Source organism: Paracoccaceae bacterium, assembly GCA_019454225.1.
In the GTDB taxonomy this organism is placed as follows: Bacteria; Pseudomonadota; Alphaproteobacteria; order Rhodobacterales; family Rhodobacteraceae.
Genome location: CP075370.1, coordinates 3,637,442 through 3,655,894, shown reverse-complemented (window position 1 = coordinate 3,655,894; position 18,453 = coordinate 3,637,442). Strand labels below are relative to the sequence as shown.

The 18,453-nt window shown below is 66.8% G+C and carries 12 protein-coding genes; all 12 read right to left on the bottom strand.

Going from position 1 to position 18,453, the window contains the following annotated elements; all coding sequences use genetic code 11:
- Positions 1-7: 7 nt before the first annotated feature.
- The 12 genes from KF887_17360 to KF887_17305 all read right to left on the bottom strand — a co-directional run bounded on the left by KF887_17360 (position 8) and on the right by KF887_17305 (position 18,451).
- Positions 8-466 (bottom strand): hypothetical protein, encoded by a 459-nt coding sequence (locus KF887_17360; GenBank protein ID QYK41126.1) that lies wholly within the window; start codon positions 464-466, stop codon positions 8-10.
- A gap of 36 nt (positions 467-502) precedes the next feature.
- Positions 503-3,976, bottom strand: coding sequence for a hypothetical protein (locus KF887_17355; GenBank protein QYK41125.1), 3,474 nt, complete (start codon positions 3,974-3,976; stop codon positions 503-505).
- Between the two features lie 55 nt (positions 3,977-4,031).
- Positions 4,032-4,301: a hypothetical protein gene (locus KF887_17350; protein ID QYK41124.1), complete on the bottom strand. Its 270-nt coding sequence runs from the start codon at positions 4,299-4,301 to the stop codon at positions 4,032-4,034.
- 93 nt (positions 4,302-4,394) lie between these two features.
- Positions 4,395-7,577, bottom strand: a complete 3,183-nt coding sequence (locus tag KF887_17345; protein QYK41123.1) for a hypothetical protein — start codon at positions 7,575-7,577, stop codon at positions 4,395-4,397.
- 27 nt (positions 7,578-7,604) lie between these two features.
- The gene (locus KF887_17340) at positions 7,605-10,391 is read right to left on the bottom strand and encodes a hypothetical protein (GenBank protein ID QYK41122.1); all 2,787 of its coding nucleotides are present in this window, start codon (positions 10,389-10,391) and stop codon (positions 7,605-7,607) included.
- A gap of 49 nt (positions 10,392-10,440) precedes the next feature.
- Positions 10,441-11,700 carry a hypothetical protein gene (locus tag KF887_17335; GenBank protein QYK41121.1) on the bottom strand — a complete coding sequence of 420 codons (1,260 nt, stop codon included), beginning with the start codon at positions 11,698-11,700 and terminating at the stop codon, positions 10,441-10,443.
- A gap of 368 nt (positions 11,701-12,068) precedes the next feature.
- On the bottom strand, positions 12,069-12,743 hold the full coding sequence (locus tag KF887_17330; GenBank protein ID QYK43629.1) for a 2,4-dihydroxyhept-2-ene-1,7-dioic acid aldolase: 675 nt from the start codon (positions 12,741-12,743) through the stop codon (positions 12,069-12,071).
- Between the two features lie 100 nt (positions 12,744-12,843).
- Entirely contained in the window at positions 12,844-14,283 is a 1,440-nt protein-coding gene (locus KF887_17325; GenBank protein QYK41120.1) for an NAD-dependent succinate-semialdehyde dehydrogenase, read from the bottom strand.
- A gap of 16 nt (positions 14,284-14,299) precedes the next feature.
- Positions 14,300-16,015 carry a dihydroxy-acid dehydratase gene (locus tag KF887_17320; GenBank protein QYK41119.1) on the bottom strand — a complete coding sequence of 572 codons (1,716 nt, stop codon included), beginning with the start codon at positions 16,013-16,015 and terminating at the stop codon, positions 14,300-14,302.
- Positions 16,012-16,833, bottom strand: a complete 822-nt coding sequence (locus KF887_17315) for an SDR family oxidoreductase (GenBank protein ID QYK41118.1) — start codon at positions 16,831-16,833, stop codon at positions 16,012-16,014. The genes KF887_17320 and KF887_17315 overlap by 4 nt, the downstream gene beginning before the upstream one ends.
- Entirely contained in the window at positions 16,830-17,831 is a 1,002-nt protein-coding gene (locus KF887_17310) for a Gfo/Idh/MocA family oxidoreductase (GenBank protein ID QYK41117.1), read from the bottom strand. The genes KF887_17315 and KF887_17310 overlap by 4 nt, the downstream gene beginning before the upstream one ends.
- On the bottom strand, positions 17,828-18,451 hold the full coding sequence (locus KF887_17305) for an ATP-binding cassette domain-containing protein (GenBank protein ID QYK41116.1): 624 nt from the start codon (positions 18,449-18,451) through the stop codon (positions 17,828-17,830). The genes KF887_17310 and KF887_17305 overlap by 4 nt, the downstream gene beginning before the upstream one ends.
- Positions 18,452-18,453: the final 2 nt, after the last annotated feature.

Below are 18,453 nucleotides of genomic sequence, written 5' to 3'. Positions count from 1 at the left end.
CTGCCGCTCAGTCGCCCGCAGTCATCGGCACGGGGTCATACTCCGGGGCGTCAAGCGCCGACAGGGTGGCGGTCACGCGGTACGGTGCGCCGATCTGGCGGTTGACGGCAAAGAAGACCAGCAGGTCGTCCGCGATCATCGGCGCCGTGATGCTCGCAAGGTCGGGCATGCCAAAGTTGCGCAGCCCGTAGCCACCTTCCGGCGACACCTTTCCGGGCGGTTCGGCGGCATAGCGCTTGCGGTACCATTCAGCGAACCGCGCCGGATCGTCGATCACGGTGTAGGTCTGCGCATGTGCCAGGTGATTGACGGCCTGCGCGCAGAGAAGCGCACCGCCAGGGGTGCATAGCCATGGTGCGGCATCGGACAGGTGCCGCGCCGACTCGACGGGCGTGACATCCACATAAACCGCAGGCGCGCCGCTTTCGATGTAGCCGAGCGAGATCTCGGGAAGGTCGTCGGCCATCTTTCGCCGTTCCTCGTGCTGGTTGGACCCTTGGGGTTACTTTGTAATGTGCATGCCTTTGTCGACCCAGTCACCGCGCTCCTTGGGCGACAGATCGCCCGGCGGATCGGTCCGCTGCCACATCCGCAACTCGCCCGTCGTCGGATCGGGCATCATCACGAAATAGACATGGCTGGACCCGCTGCCCCAGTTCGTATCGGCAAAGACAACCTGCGGCGGCGCGAGGTCGATGGCGAGTTCGTTCAGTGCCTGGCCCTCGGCATATGCGCGGAAGGCGATCTTGCGCTCGTCGATCTCTTCAGGCGTTCCGCCACGGCGCTCGGCCAGTTTGTCCATGGCGACGTTGTTGGCGGCCGCGATCCGACGTTTCAGATCTGCCGGGGTCAACGGTGCCGTAGGGCGATTGATGTCAACGGCATCCTGCATCTCCTGCTTGGCCACAGGATCGCTTTCGTCGTCCACCCAGGACTGCGTCTGCTTTTCATAAAGCGCCAGCGCACGATCAAGCGCGAGCGGGGTGTTGGCGATGTCGGTTCCCTGCCGGACGAGCGCGTCGATGTTGTCGGAGGTTTCCTGTGGCGTGTTTCCGATCAGGGCACGCAGCGATGGCTCTTGCGGAAGGGCGTTGTATTCGTGGCACCCACGGCTGTCGATCGTCTGGTACATCGCCGTCAGTTCGGTCTCGGCCTGTCCCAGGATGTTGAGCAGGACCTCCTTCGATCTCTCGCCCTCGGACGGCGGCGGGGTCGTCGGCGCAGGCTCCAGCGTGCGCGTCGTTTGTACCGTGTCGCCGTAGAGCGCGCGCGTGGGCCCCAGGCCGAGCCCGCCGCTCTGCAGTTCCCAGGGCTTGTAGCCGCTGGAGTCGAGTGCCTTGTAGGGCTGCTTCGGCGGTGGCGGCGTGATGGTCACCAGCATGTCGTTCTGAATGAACCCGGCGATCTTCACGCCCTCTTCCGATGTCGGGTCCACGTTCAGCCTGGCCAGCATGCGGCGGGTCATCACCGCGATGAACTCGTCTTCGGTCTCGATGGGGGCGCCCGTCGGTGCCCCGAATTCATCCGTCTCGACAATCTGGTAGCGGCCGGTTGACGATGATCCGTCGTTTGCGTCGGTCACTTGCTTTGTCGGATTGTACGCAAAATTGAACGCATCGCGAATTTCGGTCTGCACGGCGTTGCGCGTTGCGACGATCCGGCTGGGTGTCGTGCCGCCGACGAGGTCGGCGATCTTGCCCATGGCCCGGTTTCCCCGGAAGCCGTCTGCCAGAATGTCGCGCTCGCGCGAACCGGCCTCGGTGGCCGCAGCCGTCGCGATGCTGTATTCCCAGCTGCGAAGGATCGGATCCTCGCCCGGCAGGACGCTGGCAACGGCCGGAACCTTGACGCCGGTGGCCGAGGTGAACATTCCAGTCGTGGCCACCTCGGTCATGCCGCGCAGTGCGCCGATCGGGTCCTCCTCGCGGAAGCGGCGGGTTGGTGCCGTCGTGAAGCATGAACCCACTGGGCCCTGGTCCACCGGTGTCATCAGCGATTTCAGGACGGCGGTGCGCGTCTCTTCATCGGTGACGCTTCCCCCGGTTCCGTTGCCCATGGCAAGCCCGACCAGATCGGACGAGGGCAGACCGGTCGGCGCCGTGATGCCATTGATCAGCGTGGCGGCCTGCAGCGCATTGTCGCCCTGCGCAAGCTGGTCGAACGTGTGCATCATGTGCTGCGTCAACACCGGCGTCGGGTTGAGCGCGGCGTCGGGCGAGAACTTGAGCTGCTGCATCACCTTCTGCGCATCGGCGCTGCCGAGGTCGAGTTCGCCATTGACGTCAAGCAGCGCCCCCGCCAGGGCCCGGCTGCGATTGCCGGTGATCTCGCGTTCCTCAAGCCCATCGCCGGAGCCGATCACGCTGGCCTCGAACTGGCCGCCGTTGTCGAGATAGTCCTCGAGGTCGTCGAAATAGGTGCCGCCCAGGAAATCGCCCTGCTTCAGAAGGCCCGCACCATAGCTGCGCGCAAACTCCGGGCTGGAGAACTGGGATCCGTCCTGCTCGAAGCAGTCCCCGACCCTGCCGCAGATCATCGGCAAGGCATTGGCCAGCGTATCCGGATCCTTCGAGCGCTGCGCGAGGTCAAGCGCGGTCTTTGCGATATCGGGCTGACTGCCGAAAGCCTCGATGATCTTCTGCGCCGCGTTGTCGGGCAGCGGACGTCCTGCGTCGGGTGACAGCGCGCCGAAGGTCAGGGCGTCGGTCAGCATCTTCTTTCCGAGGATCGCATTCGACCGCTCGGTGACCGTGAGAAGCTGCTGGTTTGCCAGGCGCAGGGCCTCCTCGGCAAGCCGGATCGCCTCGTTGCGCTGGCGGACTTCCTCGGGCGTGTCCTGCGGCAGCGCTTCCGCGTCGTCCAGGTCGCTCGTCGCCTGCGCCACGTCATTCTCGGCCCGGGTCCGGTTGGTACGGGCGTCTGCGACAACCTGGGGTGTCAGTTCCAGACCGCCGAGGACCCTATCGAACTGCGCCATGGTCTCGCGGGCCTTGGTCGCAGTTCCGCCGGGCAGGCGCGCGACCTGGGCAACCGTGCGGATCATCGTTTGCAAAGCTGCCATGGCCTTGCGCGCGGCGGCAAAGTCGTCTGGGGCGGGCCAGTCGGCACCCATGGCAAGCGTTGCCGCATCACGCAGCCGCCCAAGCTCGCGCAGTTCATTCGGTGAGGCGCCCACCGGGTCGACCAGCCGCGACAGTTCCTGCAGAAGCGCGGTCTTGTCCCCGGCGATGGTGATCTTCAGCTGCGCGCATTCCTGCTGGAGCGTGCCAAGCGTGATGACTGCGGCGGGCATGTCGGCCAATACGGTGACCGCGAGCGGGCCTGCGGCCCGGCCGATGATGCCACCCACGCGGCCGTCCGCGACGGGCAGTCCCAGCAAGCTGTCCCGATAGGCCTGCGCAGCCTGTGAATGGGCCTGACGAATCTCGCCGGCGCGCGTGGTTGACGACAGCGTCGCCTGTTCAAGCGTGCGGATTGCCGCCGGAACGGCGGCTGGCAGGGCGATCAGCGCGCCGCTTGCCTGGTTGGCGATGACAAGCGCCTGCGGATCGTTCGGCGGCAGGGTGTTGAACGCCGTCTGGTATCGCTGCACGGCCGAGAGATGCTCGCGTGTCAGCGTGGTGCCCAGGTTTCGCGCCTCCTGGATCAGGGGCGTCAGTGCCTGCGCGGCTTCGTCGAACTTGCCGTCGTTCTTCAGTTTCATGGCCGGTGCCGACCGGCCGCCAAGCGCCTGGACCCGCGGTTCCTCGCCGGGCAGCAGCAGCATCTGCTCCTTGAACTCCGCCTCGACAGGCAGGTAGCGCTCATAGGCCTGGGTGACCGCCTTGTCCCTGCTCTTGCTGAAGAAACTGAGCTTCAGATACTTCTGGAGGAAGGCTTTCTGCTGCTCGGTCAGGTTTTCCCCGGCCATGGTCACGAATCCCGACGTATGAATGCCGATATGCACTCTAGGCGAGCGCAGGGCGGCTGTCTGCATTGTTTTGGCGGGCAGGGTGGTGCCGGTTCGGCGCGGATCGAGGAACCGCGAGGCCCTATGCGAACAACCGGTCGCCCTGTTCGTCGATGATCTGGCGCGCCTTGCGCAGCGAGGCGGCGGCGGCCTCGTCGGCCGAGGCCATGGTGTCGGCGCGGATCAGGTCGTGGCGGCGCCCATCCTTCTCGATGCGGGCCGAGACCCGGAACTGCCCGCCCTCGCGGATCGGGGTGGGGGTGATGCGGAAGCCGTTGTAATCCTCGCCGGGGGCGGGGGCGGCATCGGCTGCGTCAGGTTTGGCGCCGAAGAGGCGTTTCCAGAAGGACATGCGGGTTCCTTTCGGGCAACATTGGAACGCGGCAGCGCGGGTGTCGTCAAGACAGTTGTCCCCTGCGTATTCGCCGGTGCCGCCTGCCGCGCCTTATCTTCTGCGGCCGCCAGAAGCCTCGTCGTCGGCGTCATAGCCTGCATCGTCGTCGGCGACGTCGCCGTCATCGTCCTCGCCCGCCAATGCATCGGCAATCGCCTGCTGCTGTTCCTTGAACGCCGCATGGCGTTCCCTGTCGTTGGCGCATTCACCCTGAATCATCTGGACCTGCGCGGTCAGGCTTTCGACAATGGCGACGAATTCCTTGTGGGCCGTGCCACCGGTCCAGTCGTCGCCGTCGGCGGGGTCGGCGTTGACCGGCTGATAGGCCCGGAGCTGCGTGATCACCGCCCTGGCGGCCTCATCGACATCGTCCAGAAACTCGTCATAGTCGGTGGTCTGGCGCGCAAGGTTTGTCGCGTCGTATTCCGGGAACCGGGCATCGCGGGTTGCGGCATAGTCGGCATCCGGGCCCAACACCCCGACCAGCCTGCCCAACGCGCCGTCGATGCCGGGTGTCTTGGCCGAGGCGGCGGCCAGCGGCGGAGTGGCCCGGGCGGTGGCCGCGGCCTTGAAGCGCAGCCAGCTGACCAGCGTCGGCACGGGCGTTCCCGGATGCCATTTCTGCGGGATGGGCACCCGTTTCAGCACCTTGGGGTCATCGCTGTAGAGCGTTTCGAAATAGGTGACCACCTTGGGGCAGACATTCTTCTGGTCGGCCAGAACCTCGGGCGTGATGCCGCAACTGCGCCCGACCTCCTTGGCGATCGGATCACCGTCGACGACGATTCCATAGGCGATCACGCATTTCGACAGGGTGGAATTCCACTTCATCGCCGAGCGGGCCTTCTTGCGGTCGCCGGGCGAGGCAAGGGCCATCTTGTACAGCTTCCACCCCGCCTCGATCTCGGCCTCCTTGTGCATCTTGTAGGCGAAATCGGTCAGCGCGCGGGCCATGGTGGCGCCCGATTGCAGCGCGATGCCGGCCGCCATGCCGCCGCCCATGCTGGCGCCGCTGGCATCGGCCAGCTTGATCGATTCCGCGGTCAGCCCGATCACGTCATAGATCACCCGCAGGACCTGCAGGCTGACCTGGACACGGGCCGAGTTCAGCCGCCCGTTGATGGCGGGGCCATAGACCGAACTGTTGCCAACGGTCAGCGCCATGTTGTCCATCCACTTGTTCAGTTGCATGGACTTGCGCATCAGGGTCGTGGCGTCGATCAGCAGCTTCTGGATGGCCACGGCGATGCCTGCGCCAGGCAGGGCGGCGGCCAGCACGGTGGCGCCAACACCCGTGATCACCTCGAGCGCCTGCCACATCATGTTGCAGCGGTTGGCCTCGGCGATCAGCTTGTCCATCGCCGCCATCGCGCGCTGTTCATCCTCGACCGTCCTGAGGTCCTGCGGCGGCTTGCCGGCATCGTCGAGCAGCTTGTTCAGCACCTCAAGCTCGCGGTCGCTGGCATCGGCGATCTGCTTGAAGAACTCGTCGCGGCGGGCCGGGTCATTCATCGAGGCCTTGAAGTCGCCCAGTGCCGCCGCCTTGCGCGCGTTCTCCTGTTCGGCGAACCGGATCCGCTGCTCCATGACATGGGCCGGGTCGTCGGTGGGCGCGGTCGGCTTCAACTGCGGACCGGCCTTGGCCGCGACACTGGAGGCTCCGTCGGCATTGCTGTTGAAGATCTCCATCTCGACGGTGGTCTTCTGGAACAGCGCCTCGGCGGTGCCGCGGTCGATCTCTCCGTCAGCCGGAACGGAATAGACCTTTCCGGTGATCTCGCCCATCGTGCCCGCCATGGCGCCGCTGATGGCCGACAGGCCGAGATTGGCGATGATCACCTTCACGTCCATCTTGCCGCCGTTCGACTTCACCACCTCGTAGATATGGTTGGCGATGGCCGGAATGTTGGCCGAGGCGGCGATGCCCGCCTGCACCGTGGCCCCGATCTGCTGCCACTGCGCCTCGGTGCCCAGCGAGGTGGTGGTCACGCCGTCCTGCACCACGGTGCCACGCTTGACATCGACCGCGGAAATGCTGGCGCCGACAGCGCCCGCGACGCTGGCGATGACATCCTGAAGCGCCGCGGTGCCCCCTGCCTTGTCGCCATCGGCGAATTTCTGCACGGCGGTCATCAGGCTGAAGCCTGCGTTGCCAGCGCCGAGGATCGCCTGGACCGACTTGGATGCGATCGACATCTGCGTCTGGAAGGCCTGGGAAAAGGCCTTGTCGGAATCGGTGGCGGTCACCTGTGCCGAATAGACCGAGATGCCGCTGGCCGCCGCCGCGCCAAGGGCGTTGAACATCGACTTGGCGATCCCCGCGACATAGGTCGACTTGCGCTTGTCATCCGGGTTGGTCAGCGCGGCATCAAGGACGGAAAACCCCCCGTTGATCACCGTGGTGGCCAGCGTGACGGCCGCGATCTGCATCGTCGCCTCGCGGGCCTGCTGCTTCATGTCGGTCATGCGGTCGATGTTGGCCAGCTGCTCTGCCGTGGCCGTGCCGTCGGCCGATGCCGCCTTGTCGGCCGCCAGCGTAAGGTTTTCGGCGCGGCTCATGTTTGACGCCTGCGCGGTCAGGCTTTCCAGCCGGATGGATTCGCTGGCCAGCGTTCCCAGCAGGCTGACAACATCCGTGCCGATGCGGATGACGCGCTTGGCTGTCTCGTGCTTCGAGGCTTTCTTGGAGTAGTCCTCAAGCTTCTTCTTGTAGATCTCGCAGGCGCCGTTGAACACCTGCGCCTCCTGGCTGTACTTGTCCGCGACCGCGTTCGACGGGATGACGTCGGCCTGGACCAGCGGCGTCCACAGTTCGCGGGTGATGTCGGCCGGCTTGAACAGCGGATTGCCGTCGGCATCGACCGCCTTCTCCATCCGTGTCTGCAGTTCGATCAGCTTCTCGTGCAGCTTCTGGACCTCTTTGGCGGCCGCCTCGTCAACCTGATAGTTCCCGGTCAGGTCATGCTTGGTGTCCACCTCGTCGTCGCGGTCGCCGTTCATCCAGTCCATCGACCGGTTCGAGCGTTCGATCAGGCCAAGAAACTTGTCCCGTGGCCATTCGACCTTGAGGTTGGTCGAGGCGGCGATCAGCTCGTCCTGAAGATCGGTGATCTCGTCTCGCATCTCGGCCAGCTTGCTGTTGCGTTCGTCCTGCCGGGCAAGGATCGCATCGAAGTCGGGCGCGCTGCTGACGGTATCTATCAGCCAGTCATGATGAGGTTGGGAAAAGGGCATGGTCTCTCCGAATTCCGGGGGGCCGGATCAATCCTTGATGGCGGTCAGAAGGCGCATCTCCAGCCGGGGCATGGCCTGGCGGGCGCTGGCGGCGCGGGTGCTTGCGTCCTTCGTCGCAAACGGATGGCTGCGGAAGTGCAGCATCGGCGGAAACGCGTCGAACAGCGCCATCAGCTTGCGCAGTTCCGCCAGTGCCGTTTCGCGCGCCTTCTTGCGGGCCGGGATGCCGGCGGCGCGGTCGGCGACGATGGCCGCGTTGGTTTTCAGCGTAGCGGTGCCGGTGCCGCGGACCGACTGGGCCAGCTTGGTGAAGAAGGCCGTGATCTTGGCCCTGTCATAGGCATCAAGGTCAGTGCCGTTGTCCGACTGGCCGGCGGGCACGATCACATCGGCCACAAAGGTATCCAGCTTGGCGACGAAGCCGTCGACCGCATCGACGCAGGCCGCAGCCGCATCGGCCAGTCCGGCATCCAGCACCGCGGCGGCGCTGACGGCATCGTCGCGCACCTGGATGACGCGGCTCTGCAGGGCGGCCACCCGCTCGACCCCTGATGCGAACTTGCCGGTCTTCTCGACATCGGCCTTGAGCGCCGTCCGTTGCGACTCGAGCGTCAGGATCTCGCCGGGGTCAGCCTTGAGAGGCTTGAGTTTCTTCTTCACCGACTCGATGTCGCTGCCCAGCTTCTTGACCGCGTCTTCATAGTCCGCCTTGGCGGCGGTGTCGGCGTCATGCGCGGTCTGCCCCTCGCGGGCATTGGTCAGCAGGCTGTCCAGCGCACTGAGCCCCGCGTCGTCCAGGTCCTTCTTCGCGGCCCAGGCCCGCGCGGAGTCCAGCGCCAGCAGAAGAGTGGCCTTCATCGTGGTGATGGCAGCCTCGGCCTGGTCCAGCGACTGTTCGGTCCGTTCGGCGATCTGGTCGCGGACCTCCATCATCCGGTCGACCTCGGGGCCATAGTAGCCCTTCAGGTCGACAAAGGCCTTCTTGCCCTTCAGCACCTTGCCGATATCCTTGATCAGCGTGTCGACTTCGTCGGCGGTCTTGGCCAGGGCGCGCTTGCGGGTCTGAAGGCCCTTGATCTCGGTCTTGAGGTCATCGACCCTGGTGCTCAGCAGGTCGGAGTCGGATTGCACGGAATCCTGCGGGCGGGTGTACTGGCCCGCGCGCAGCTCGGCCAGCTTTGCCAGCAGGTCCAGCCGCTGTCCCGGCAGGTACAGCGGATAGTCGCTTTCGAGTTTCCTGATCGCCGTTTCGATCTTCTTGAACCCGTCCTCCAGATGCACATACACCTTGGGGGCATTCTCGATCGTGGTGATGAAGGTCTTGACTCCGCTCACATATTCGTCCGCCGTGCGCAGCGCGTCGAGCGAGTCGCTGTCAAGCAGTTGCCGCGCCGCCATCAGTTGAAGTTCGATCTCGTCCAGTGCCGCGCGGGGAATGTCCTTGTTGGCGCGGACGTTCTTCTTTTCCTGCGACTTGGTGTCGGTCTGGGTGCGCACCTTGCCGGTGATGATGTTGTGGCTGAAGAATTTCTCGAACCGCGCGTCAAGGTCGTCGACATCGGCCGCCATCACACTGCGGTCCAGCTGCTCCAGCGCCAGATCGGCATCCGTCGCCGCCTTCAGTCGCCGGCGGATCTCGGCGGCCAGTTCATGCGCGCGGCCGACCGTGACGCTGGTCTGGGTCTGGGTCGCAGCATCCCTGACGAAATCGGCCACCAGCGCGCGTTCGGCGTCGACGGCATGGCCGTTGGCGACCATCGTTCCGATGTCGGTGTTGATGCCCAGAACAACCGATTGGATGGCGACCGCATCGTCGCGGCCCCGCTGCGCCCCCGACACGATCACCTCGATCAGCTCCAGGTAGCCGTCCTTGATCCCGTCCTCACGGGCCAGCACGGCCGCCTCGACATCACGGAACAGGTTGTCATAGGCCGCGCGCAGGCCGTTTGCCGCCGCCGTCAGGCCCCGCTGCAGCATGCCGTCGATCAGTTCGTCGGCAATCTGGAAGTGCCCTTCCAGCCCGGACGCCTCGATCGCGCTGGGTGGGGCGGTATTCACGGTGCCGCCTGTCCGCGCGGTGCGATAGGCCCCCAGAAGGGCCTGCACCTCGAATAACTTCTGACGGGCACTGTCGACGCCGTCGGTTTGCAGCACCAGCAGCGACTGCTCCATCAACCCGTACAGGATCTTGTATTCCTTGGCGTTGATGATGGCATAGTTGCGCGTCTTGCCGGTCTTGTCGGTGGTGACGGGCATCACCTCGGCCCGCGCATTGTCGATGTTCTTCTGCATGTCGACATGCGCCCGGCGAAAGTCGGCCAGCGCCTTCTGGTCCATCGCCGCCAGGTCAAGGCCAGACGCCTCGGCACGGTCGCGCAGGGCGACGTTGTCCTCGCGGACCTGCTTCAGGTCGGCGGGCAGGTTCCCCTCGACCAGCACGAGCTGCGCCAGACGCTTCTCGATCTTTTCTACGATGGCAAGGTTGGCGCGCTGTTCGGACAGGCCGCTGCGCACCTGTTCCAGTTGCGCCTTCAGGGCGTCGATATCGTCATCCGGCTGGGCCGCGCTGACCTGACGCTCCAGATCCTGCAGCGTGGCGGCGTCCCGGTCGATGGCATCGGCGAGCGCCTGCTTGTCGCCACCCGCCAGCCGGGCCGCCATCTCCTGCGCCAGCTGTTTCTTGGGCGACATCCGCAGGTTGGCGGCCTTGGGCGTTGCCGGATTCTGGCGCAGCGTCTTCCAGCCCTTGACGCGGTTGAAGGCGGCGATCCAGTCGGTGACCGAAGTCTTGAGGTCGAGCGTGGGGTCGGGCATCGGTCACTCCGATCAGTCAGGTTGGACAGGCAGGGGCACCGGCGGCCCCTCAGGCGGCAAGCCGCTCGATCTCGGTCAGGGCGGCGCCAAGCGGCCCCCGCAGATCGACCGCGACGCCAAAGGGGTTCTTCTCGCACAGGTCGATCAGTTCGTTCGACTGCAGGAACGACCGATAGGCCGCCGCCTGGCTGCGCAGTGCCGCCGCGGCCTTGGCGCGTGCGTCGCCGCTCGCCTGGCGATAGTCGAGAAGGTGCTTCATCAGCGCAGTCTGGTTGCCTTCGGTGATGCCGTTCAGGCCGAACCGCGCAATGCGGTCCAGATCGGGATCGGCAATCTGGCCCAGTCGGGCCTGAAGCGCCCCGATGGCCGCATCCGTGGTCTCCTTCGCCGCGTTCCAGACATCGAGCGGGTCCCGCGCCGGGGCACTGGCATTGGCTTCGGCCAGCAGCAGGTCCTGCTGCACCTGCTTCATGCCGCTGATCGCCCGCTCCACAGCGGCGTCGCGGATCGCGCCGGCCACATCCTTCATCTGCGCAATCAGCATGGCCCGGGCATCGGCATCGCCCAGGGCATTGATCCGCGCGGCCAGCGCAGCCGCGGCATCCAGCAGCTTGCGCTGCGTGGCCGATCCGGGCTGATCGGGCGGCGGCGCGTCGGCCGCTGCCTGCGGCAGGCGGTCGAGCAGGACCTCGATCCGGTCCAGCGCCGCAGCCGCGCCGGCGTCATCGCCCGACCGGATCATGCCGACGGCCAGGGCAAAGGCCTGCCGGACCTTCTGTCCCGCCGGCTCAGGCAGGGCCATGACATGCGGGTGCAGCGCCTTTGCGCGGGCCGCCAGATCGGCCGAAGGCTGGTCGGCCTCTGCCGCGGCAGTCTCTGCATCCTGCCCCTGGTCGCCTGCGTCTCCGATCTCGGTGGTGCCGTCGGCCGGATCGTCCTGTCCGTCGTCGGGCAGGTTCTCGATATCCTCTTCGACGACATTGCCCTCGGCGTCCAGGATGCGGACGTTCCGGTTGACCTGATTGGCGCGGAGGAACTTCTTCAGCTTCTTGGCCAGCGACGGAAGCAGCCGGTCGCAGCGCAGCGACACCAGCTTTCCCTCCACCTCCGCGGTCCCGAAGGCCACCTTGTTGCCATCGCCCGAGGCGCGCAGCGACTTGGCCAGAACTTCGGCCGATTTGGTGCGGTGCAGCGCGAAAAGGTCGCCGTCGACATCCGCCCCCGGGCAGTAGGCGAAGGGGAGGGGGGACTTTGCCGCCACCTTGAGCAGCCGCTTGAGTTCGTCACCTGAAACAGCAAGCTCTGACATGCAATGCTCCGCTCAAAATACATCATTTCCATTCAGCGACATGTTGCCGCCGGTTGCAACCGACAATCGGCCACCCGCGCAACGCGATTATGACAGGGCGGGACCGGCGGGGCAGCGCGACCGCGCGATCCCCGTTGCTGTCAGCCATCACCCCGGAAAGCATGTCCACGCACCGACGCGCGTGTTCGCCCATCGGAAGCCATCCAGGCGCCATCCTCCCGCGACGTGTCGGACGGCCGGATGGGTGACACTTCGGTTTTGCTCAGGTGGAACCGTTCAGCCTTGCGCCGACTGTGCCGATGCAACTGGACAGGCCATTGATACGATGGGCGGGAAACACACGAAGAATCCTGCGGCGCCACAGCCCCCTAGGCGGTCAGGCCCAGGAATCTTTCGGTCGCGGCCGCCGCACCGGCCTCGATGAATCGGGCGTCAGACCCGATGGTGACCAGATCGAATCCCAGCGCGGCCATTTCGGCGGCATAGTCGGGGCTGCCGCAATGGATGCAGGCCCGCAGGCCCGCCGATCGCGTCGCGGTCAGGACCCGCCCGATCAGGCTGCGCATCTCGGGCTCGGTTCTGTCCATGCCGGGGGGGTGTCCGAAGGCCAGCGAAAGGTCGGCGGGGCCGATGTAGATGCCGTCAAGGCCCGGCACGGCGAGGATCTCGTCCAGCGCGTCGACCGCGCCCCGTGTCTCGATCATCGCGATCGTCAGCACTTCTGCATTCGCCGCACCGCCGTATCCGTCACCCCAGGCGAACCGGGCCCTTACCGGGCCGAAGCTGCGGGCGCCTTCGGGGGGATAGCGGCATGCGGCCACCAGCCGCGCCGCCTGCGCCGCAGTCTCGATCATCGGTGCGATCACCCCGACCGCGCCGGCATCGAGCGCGCGCATCACCGCCCCCTCGTCGAGCCAGGGCACCCGCACCAGTGCGGCCTTGCCCTGCCGCTCGATCACCGGAAGGATCGCCAGCAGGTCGCGGTAATCCGCGGTTCCGTGCTGCATGTCGATGGTCAGGCTGTCCCAGCGCGCACGCGCCATGGCCTCGGCGGGCAGCACGCCGGGACATGCGATCCAGCCGTTCACGGCGCAGCGTCCCTCGTCCCAGACCCGGCGCAGCGGGTTGCGGAATCCTGTCATGTCAGCCCCACATGAAATGCGTCAGCTTTACATTCAGGTAATCGTGGATCGCTTGTCGACCCCCTTCGCGTCCCATCCCGGAATGATCCATCCCGCCGAATGGCGCCTCGGCATGGGCAACAAGGAAGGTGTTGATCCCGACCATGCCGGCATGCAGCCCCGACGACAGGCGTTCCGCCTTGGCATGGCTGCCGGTGAAGGCATAGGCGGCAAGTGCGAAGGGCGTGGAATTCGCCCGCGTGATCGCATCGCCCAGATCGGTGAAGGTGGTCACCGGCGCGACCGGGCCAAAGGGCTCCTCTGCCATGATCCGCGCGTCATCCGGCACGTCGGCAAGGACCGTGGGCTCAAGGAACCAGCCCGCGTTCCGCCCCTCGGGGCGCTGGCCGCCGGTAGCCACCCGGCCGCCCCGGGCGACGGCGTCGGCGATCAGGGCCTCGATCCGGTCGCGCTGGCCGGACAGCGTCAGCGGGCCCATCGTGGTGGCCGCGTCCTGGCTGTCGCCTGGAACCAGCGCCCGCGCCTCGGCCACCATGCGGTCCAGAAACCGGCCTGCGACCGAGCCTTCCACATAGAACCGGTTCGGCGCGATGCACACCTGGCCCGCGTTGCGGAACTTGAACGCCGCGCATTGCACGGCGGCAGCCTCGACATCGCTATCGGCACAGACGATCACCGGCGCGTGCCCGCCCAGTTCCATCGAACAGCGTTTCACCGTGCTGGCGGCCTCGGCCAGCAGCAGCTTGCCCACACGGGTCGAGCCGGTCAGGCTGATCTTGCGCACCTCGTCGGCGGCCATGATCGCCGGAGACAGGTTCTCGGCCCGTCCCGACAGCATCTGCACCACCCCCGGCGGCGCGCCGCCTTCGACACAGGCCTCGGCGATCAGGGTCGAGGTCAGGGGGGTCTGCTCCGACGGTCGGCACAGGATCGGGCAGCCGGCGGCCAGGGCCGGGGCGATCTTGCGGGCCATAAGGTTCACGGGGAAGTTCCAGGCGGTGAAGGCCGCGACGATGCCGACAGGTTCCGGCATCACCGCCAGCCGCCCGCCCTGGCGCGACGGGATGGTCTCGCCGAACAGACGCTCGGCCTCGCCGGCGAACCAGTCGAATTGCTCGATCGCGGCGTTCACCTCGCCCTCGGACTGGCTGCGGGGGCGGCCGATCTCCAGCGAGAGGGCGCGCGCGATGGCGGGGCGGCGGCGTTCCATCGCGCGGGCAATGCCGCGCAGCACCCGCCCGCGTTCCCAGCCATGCACCGCCGACCAGAGCGGAAGCGCCGCGCGGGCATGGGCCAGCGCCTCGGCAACGTGGCGGGCATCACAGGCCGGGGCATGCCAAAGGACCAGCCCGGTGCAGGGATTGACGACCGGAATCGGCGGCAGGTCGGTGCTTGTGTGGAAGACGCCTCCAATCAGGAACTTCGGGGTATCATCGGACACGGCGCTTGCCTTTCGGTCAGAGGATCTCGGGTTCGCCTGGCGTTGGCCCGAAGCCCGTTTCGAGAAAGTCGAAATCGCAGCCCTGGTCGGCCTGCAGTACATGGCGGGCATAGACCCAGCCGTAGCCTCGCCCGAAGCGCGGTTCCGGTGGCACCAGCGCTGTCCGGCGGCGGCGCAACTCGGTCGCGTCCACCACCATGTCGATCCGGCGGGCGGGCACGTCGACGGTGATGGTGTCGCCCGTCCGCACCAGCGCCAGCGGTCCGCCCACATGGGCCTCGGGCGCGACATGCAGCACGCAGGCGCCATAGCTCGTCCCGCTCATCCGCGCGTCCGAAATGCGCAGCATGTCGCGGACCCCGGCCTGCAGCAGCTTCTTCGGGATCGGCAGCATGCCCCATTCCGGCATCCCCGGTCCGCCCAGCGGACCCGCCCCCCGCATCACCAGCACGGTGTCGGGTGTCACCGCCAGATCGGGGTCGTCGATCCGCGCCTTCATCTCGGCATAGCTGTCAAACACCAGTGCCGGGCCGGAATGCCGCAACAGGCGGGGATCGGCCGCCACAGGCTTCATCACACAGCCATCGGGCGCCAGATTGCCCCGCAGCACCGCCATCGCCGGTTCCGTCGACACCGGGTTGTCCGGGCTGCGGATCACGTCGGGCAGGAACACCTCGGCCCCGGCGATGGCCTCGCCCAGGGTCTCGCCCGCGACGGTCCGCGCCGCAAGGTCAAGATGCCCGGCCATCTGTGCCATCATCGCCCGCAGGCCACCGGCGTAGAAGAAATCCTCCATCAGATAGCGGTCGCCGGCCGGCCGGATGTTGGCCAGCACCGGCACCCGCCGCCCCGCCGCATCGAAATCGTCAAGCGTCAGCGGCAGCCCCGCCCGGCGCGACAAGGCCACCAGATGGATGATCGCATTGGTCGAACAGCCCATGGCCATCGCCACCGCCAGGGCGTTGCCGAACGAGGCCCGCGTCAGGATGTCCGAGGGGCGCAAGGTCTCGCGGACCATCTCGACCACGCGGCGGCCCGTCGCGGCGGCCATGCGGATATGGCCTGCATCCGCGGCCGGTACCGACGATGCGCCGGTCAGGCACATCCCCAGGGCATCGGCGATGGCCGTCATCGTGGCCGCCGTCCCCATGGTCATGCAATGCCCGTAGGATCGGGCGATCCCCGCCTCGACCGCCTGCCATTCATCGGCGCCGATCCGTCCCGCGCGCCGGTCGTCCCAGTACTTCCAGGTGTCCGATCCCGAACCCAGCACCTCGCCGCGCAGGTTTCCGCGCAGCATCGGGCCTGCGGGCAGGAATATCGCGGGCAGGTTCATGCTGATTGCGCCCATCAGCAGGCCGGGCGTCGTCTTGTCGCAACCGCCCATCAGAACCGCCCCGTCCACCGGATGGCTGCGCAGCAGTTCCTCGGTCTCAAGCGCCAGGAGGTTGCGGTACAGCATGGTCGTCGGCTTGACGAAATTCTCCGACAGCGACAGGGCGGGCAGTTCCACGGGAAAGCCGCCGGCCTGCAGCACGCCGCGCTTCACATCCTCGACGCGCTGGCGGAAATGCGCGTGGCAGGGGTTGATGTCGGACCAGGTGTTGATGACCGCGATCACCGGACGGCCCACCCAGTCCTCGGGGCCATAGCCCATCTGCATCAGACGCGACCGATGGCCGAAGCCGCGCAGATCGTCGGGGGCGAACCATCGGGCGGAACGAAGCGTCATTGGCTTGCCGTCACCCCCCCGTCGATGAAGACCACCTGTCCCGTCATGTAGCTGCCCGCCGGTGCGGCGAAGGCAATGACCTGCCCGGCAACCTCCAGCGGTTCGCCGATCCGGCCCAGCGGGTTGCGCTCCAGGATGAAGTCGCGGAAGGCGGGGCGGTCCAGATGCGGGCGGATGCGGTCGGACTGGATGAAGGTGGGGGCGACGCCGTTCACGGTGATGTTGTGCGGGGCAAGTTCCATCGCATGCTGGCGAACCAGCATCAGCATCGCGCCCTTGGTCGCGCAGTAGGCCGAATAGCCCCGCCCGCGCAGCGCCAGTTGCGACCGCACGGACAACAGATGAATCTGGCGGCCCCCCTGTCCCCGCGCGATCTGGTCGCGTGCGACCGCCTGGCCCAGGAACATCGCCGACCGCAGGTTCGTCTCGTACATCTCGTCAAAGATGTCCTCGGTAACCTCCATCATAGGCTGTTCCCGCTGGATGCCGACGCAGTTCACCAGCACGTCGATCCCCCCCATCAGACCGATCGCGGCCTCCGTCGCCGCGCGGATCGAGCCCACCTTTCGGGCATCAAGCGCGATCCCGTAGGCAAGGCCGCCGACGGCGGCCACGCGGTCGGCCAGCGCCAGCGCCTTGTCCAGGCTCGGCCCGGCGATCACAACCTCTGCCCCGTGCCGCGCCATCGCAAGCGATATCGCCTCGCCTATCGCGCCATAGCCGCCGGGCACGAAGACCCTCAGGCCCCGGATGTCGAAAAGCCGGTCAATCGCGGCGGGGTCGATCCCGGGGTTCAGGGTCGTGGCTTCGCGGTTCATGCCGGAACCTCCACGCCGGCCGCGCGATAGACGCTTTCCATCAGCCGCAGGGTTTCCAGGTTGTCGCGTGCCTCGGTCTCGAAGGGCGTGCCGTCGCGCAGGCCCGCCACGAAGGCGGCCATCGCCGTGTCAAAGCACTCCTGATAGCGGCCCGTCAGATCGACCGTCTCGGCAGCATCCTCCTGCCCGACCAGATAGACGCGGTTGAGGTCCATGACCGCTGTGCCGGTGGTTCCGATCACTTCCAGCCGGTCGCCATGCAGCTGCGGATAGCCGGGCGCGCAGATGCAGCCATCCGCCGTGGCGATCAGCCCGCCAGGTGTCTGCATCAGGATCGCGGCGGTATCCTCGCCCGGCAACCCCGTGGCCAGCCGGTTCAGGCGCGCCGACACGACGGTCAGCGGCCCGACCAGACACCGCAGCACGTCGAGGTGATGGATCATCGTCTCGAACACCAGGTTGCGCCGGAAGCCGGTCAGATAGGGTTGCCGCTCGATCAGAAAGGGCACCGTGCCCGGGCGCGGGCAAAGGCCCGACCCCCGGCAGGCGATGGTCACATGCCGCGGCGTGCCGATCCTGCCCTCGTCGATCCAGCGGCGGATGGTCATGTAATGCGGTCGGAACCGGTAGTTCTCGTGTACCATCACGCGCACCCGGTCGCCGACATCGTCCAGCAGCGCCTCGGCCTCGGCCACGGTTTCGCGCAGCGGTTTCTGCACCATCACATGCACGCCGTGATCGGCCGCCATGCGCGCGACAGGCGCATGCGCCGCCACCGATGCGGCAATGTCCACCGCGTCGAACCCGCCGTCCTTGAACAGCGCCGCAGCGTCGGTCGTGACCCGTGCGATGCCGAATTCCTCCGCCCGCGCCCGCGCCTTGCCAGCATCCAGGTCGCAGACCGCCACGACCTCGGCCCCAGCGGCACGCCACGCCCGAAGGTGGTAGAGGCCGATCATTCCGGCGCCCACCAGCGCCACGCGCAGCCGCCCGCTCATGCCGCCACCGGCGACAGAAGATCGCCCAGATAGGCGCGTGCGGGCGGATGGGCCAAGAGCGCGGAATAGTCGGGCAGGGTCGTCACGCTGCCGTCCCGGACAAAGATGAACCGCTCGCAGATCTCTTCCAGGATCTCCAGGTGGAACCGCTCGTTCGGATGCACGCACAGAAACACCAGCCGCCCCTCGGCGCGAAGCCGCCGGAAGAAGTCCAGCATGAAACCGATATAGCCGTCCTGCGTGTTGAACTGCGGCTCGTCGAACAGATGCACCGACGGACGGTCGGAACCGGCGGGCTGCAACAGCGCATTCGGCATGAGGGATCTGAAACGGCGCACCTGGTACGACTGATGATAGTGGATCGCCAGACGGTCGCGCTGATCGGTGCGCACCTTGTGGATGTTGCGGCCCATCACCCGAACCTCGCCACGGGACGGCGCATTCGACCCGGTGATCAGTTCGAAAAGCGTGGTCTTGCCCGATCCGTTCGGCCCCATCATCCCCACCACCCCCGGCGCCTCGATGGTGAGGTCGGCGCTGAGCCGAAAGGTCGGGGTGCGGTCGAGCCGCCCCTTGCGATAGACCTTCTCAAGACCCCGCACCTCCAGCATCGCAACCATTC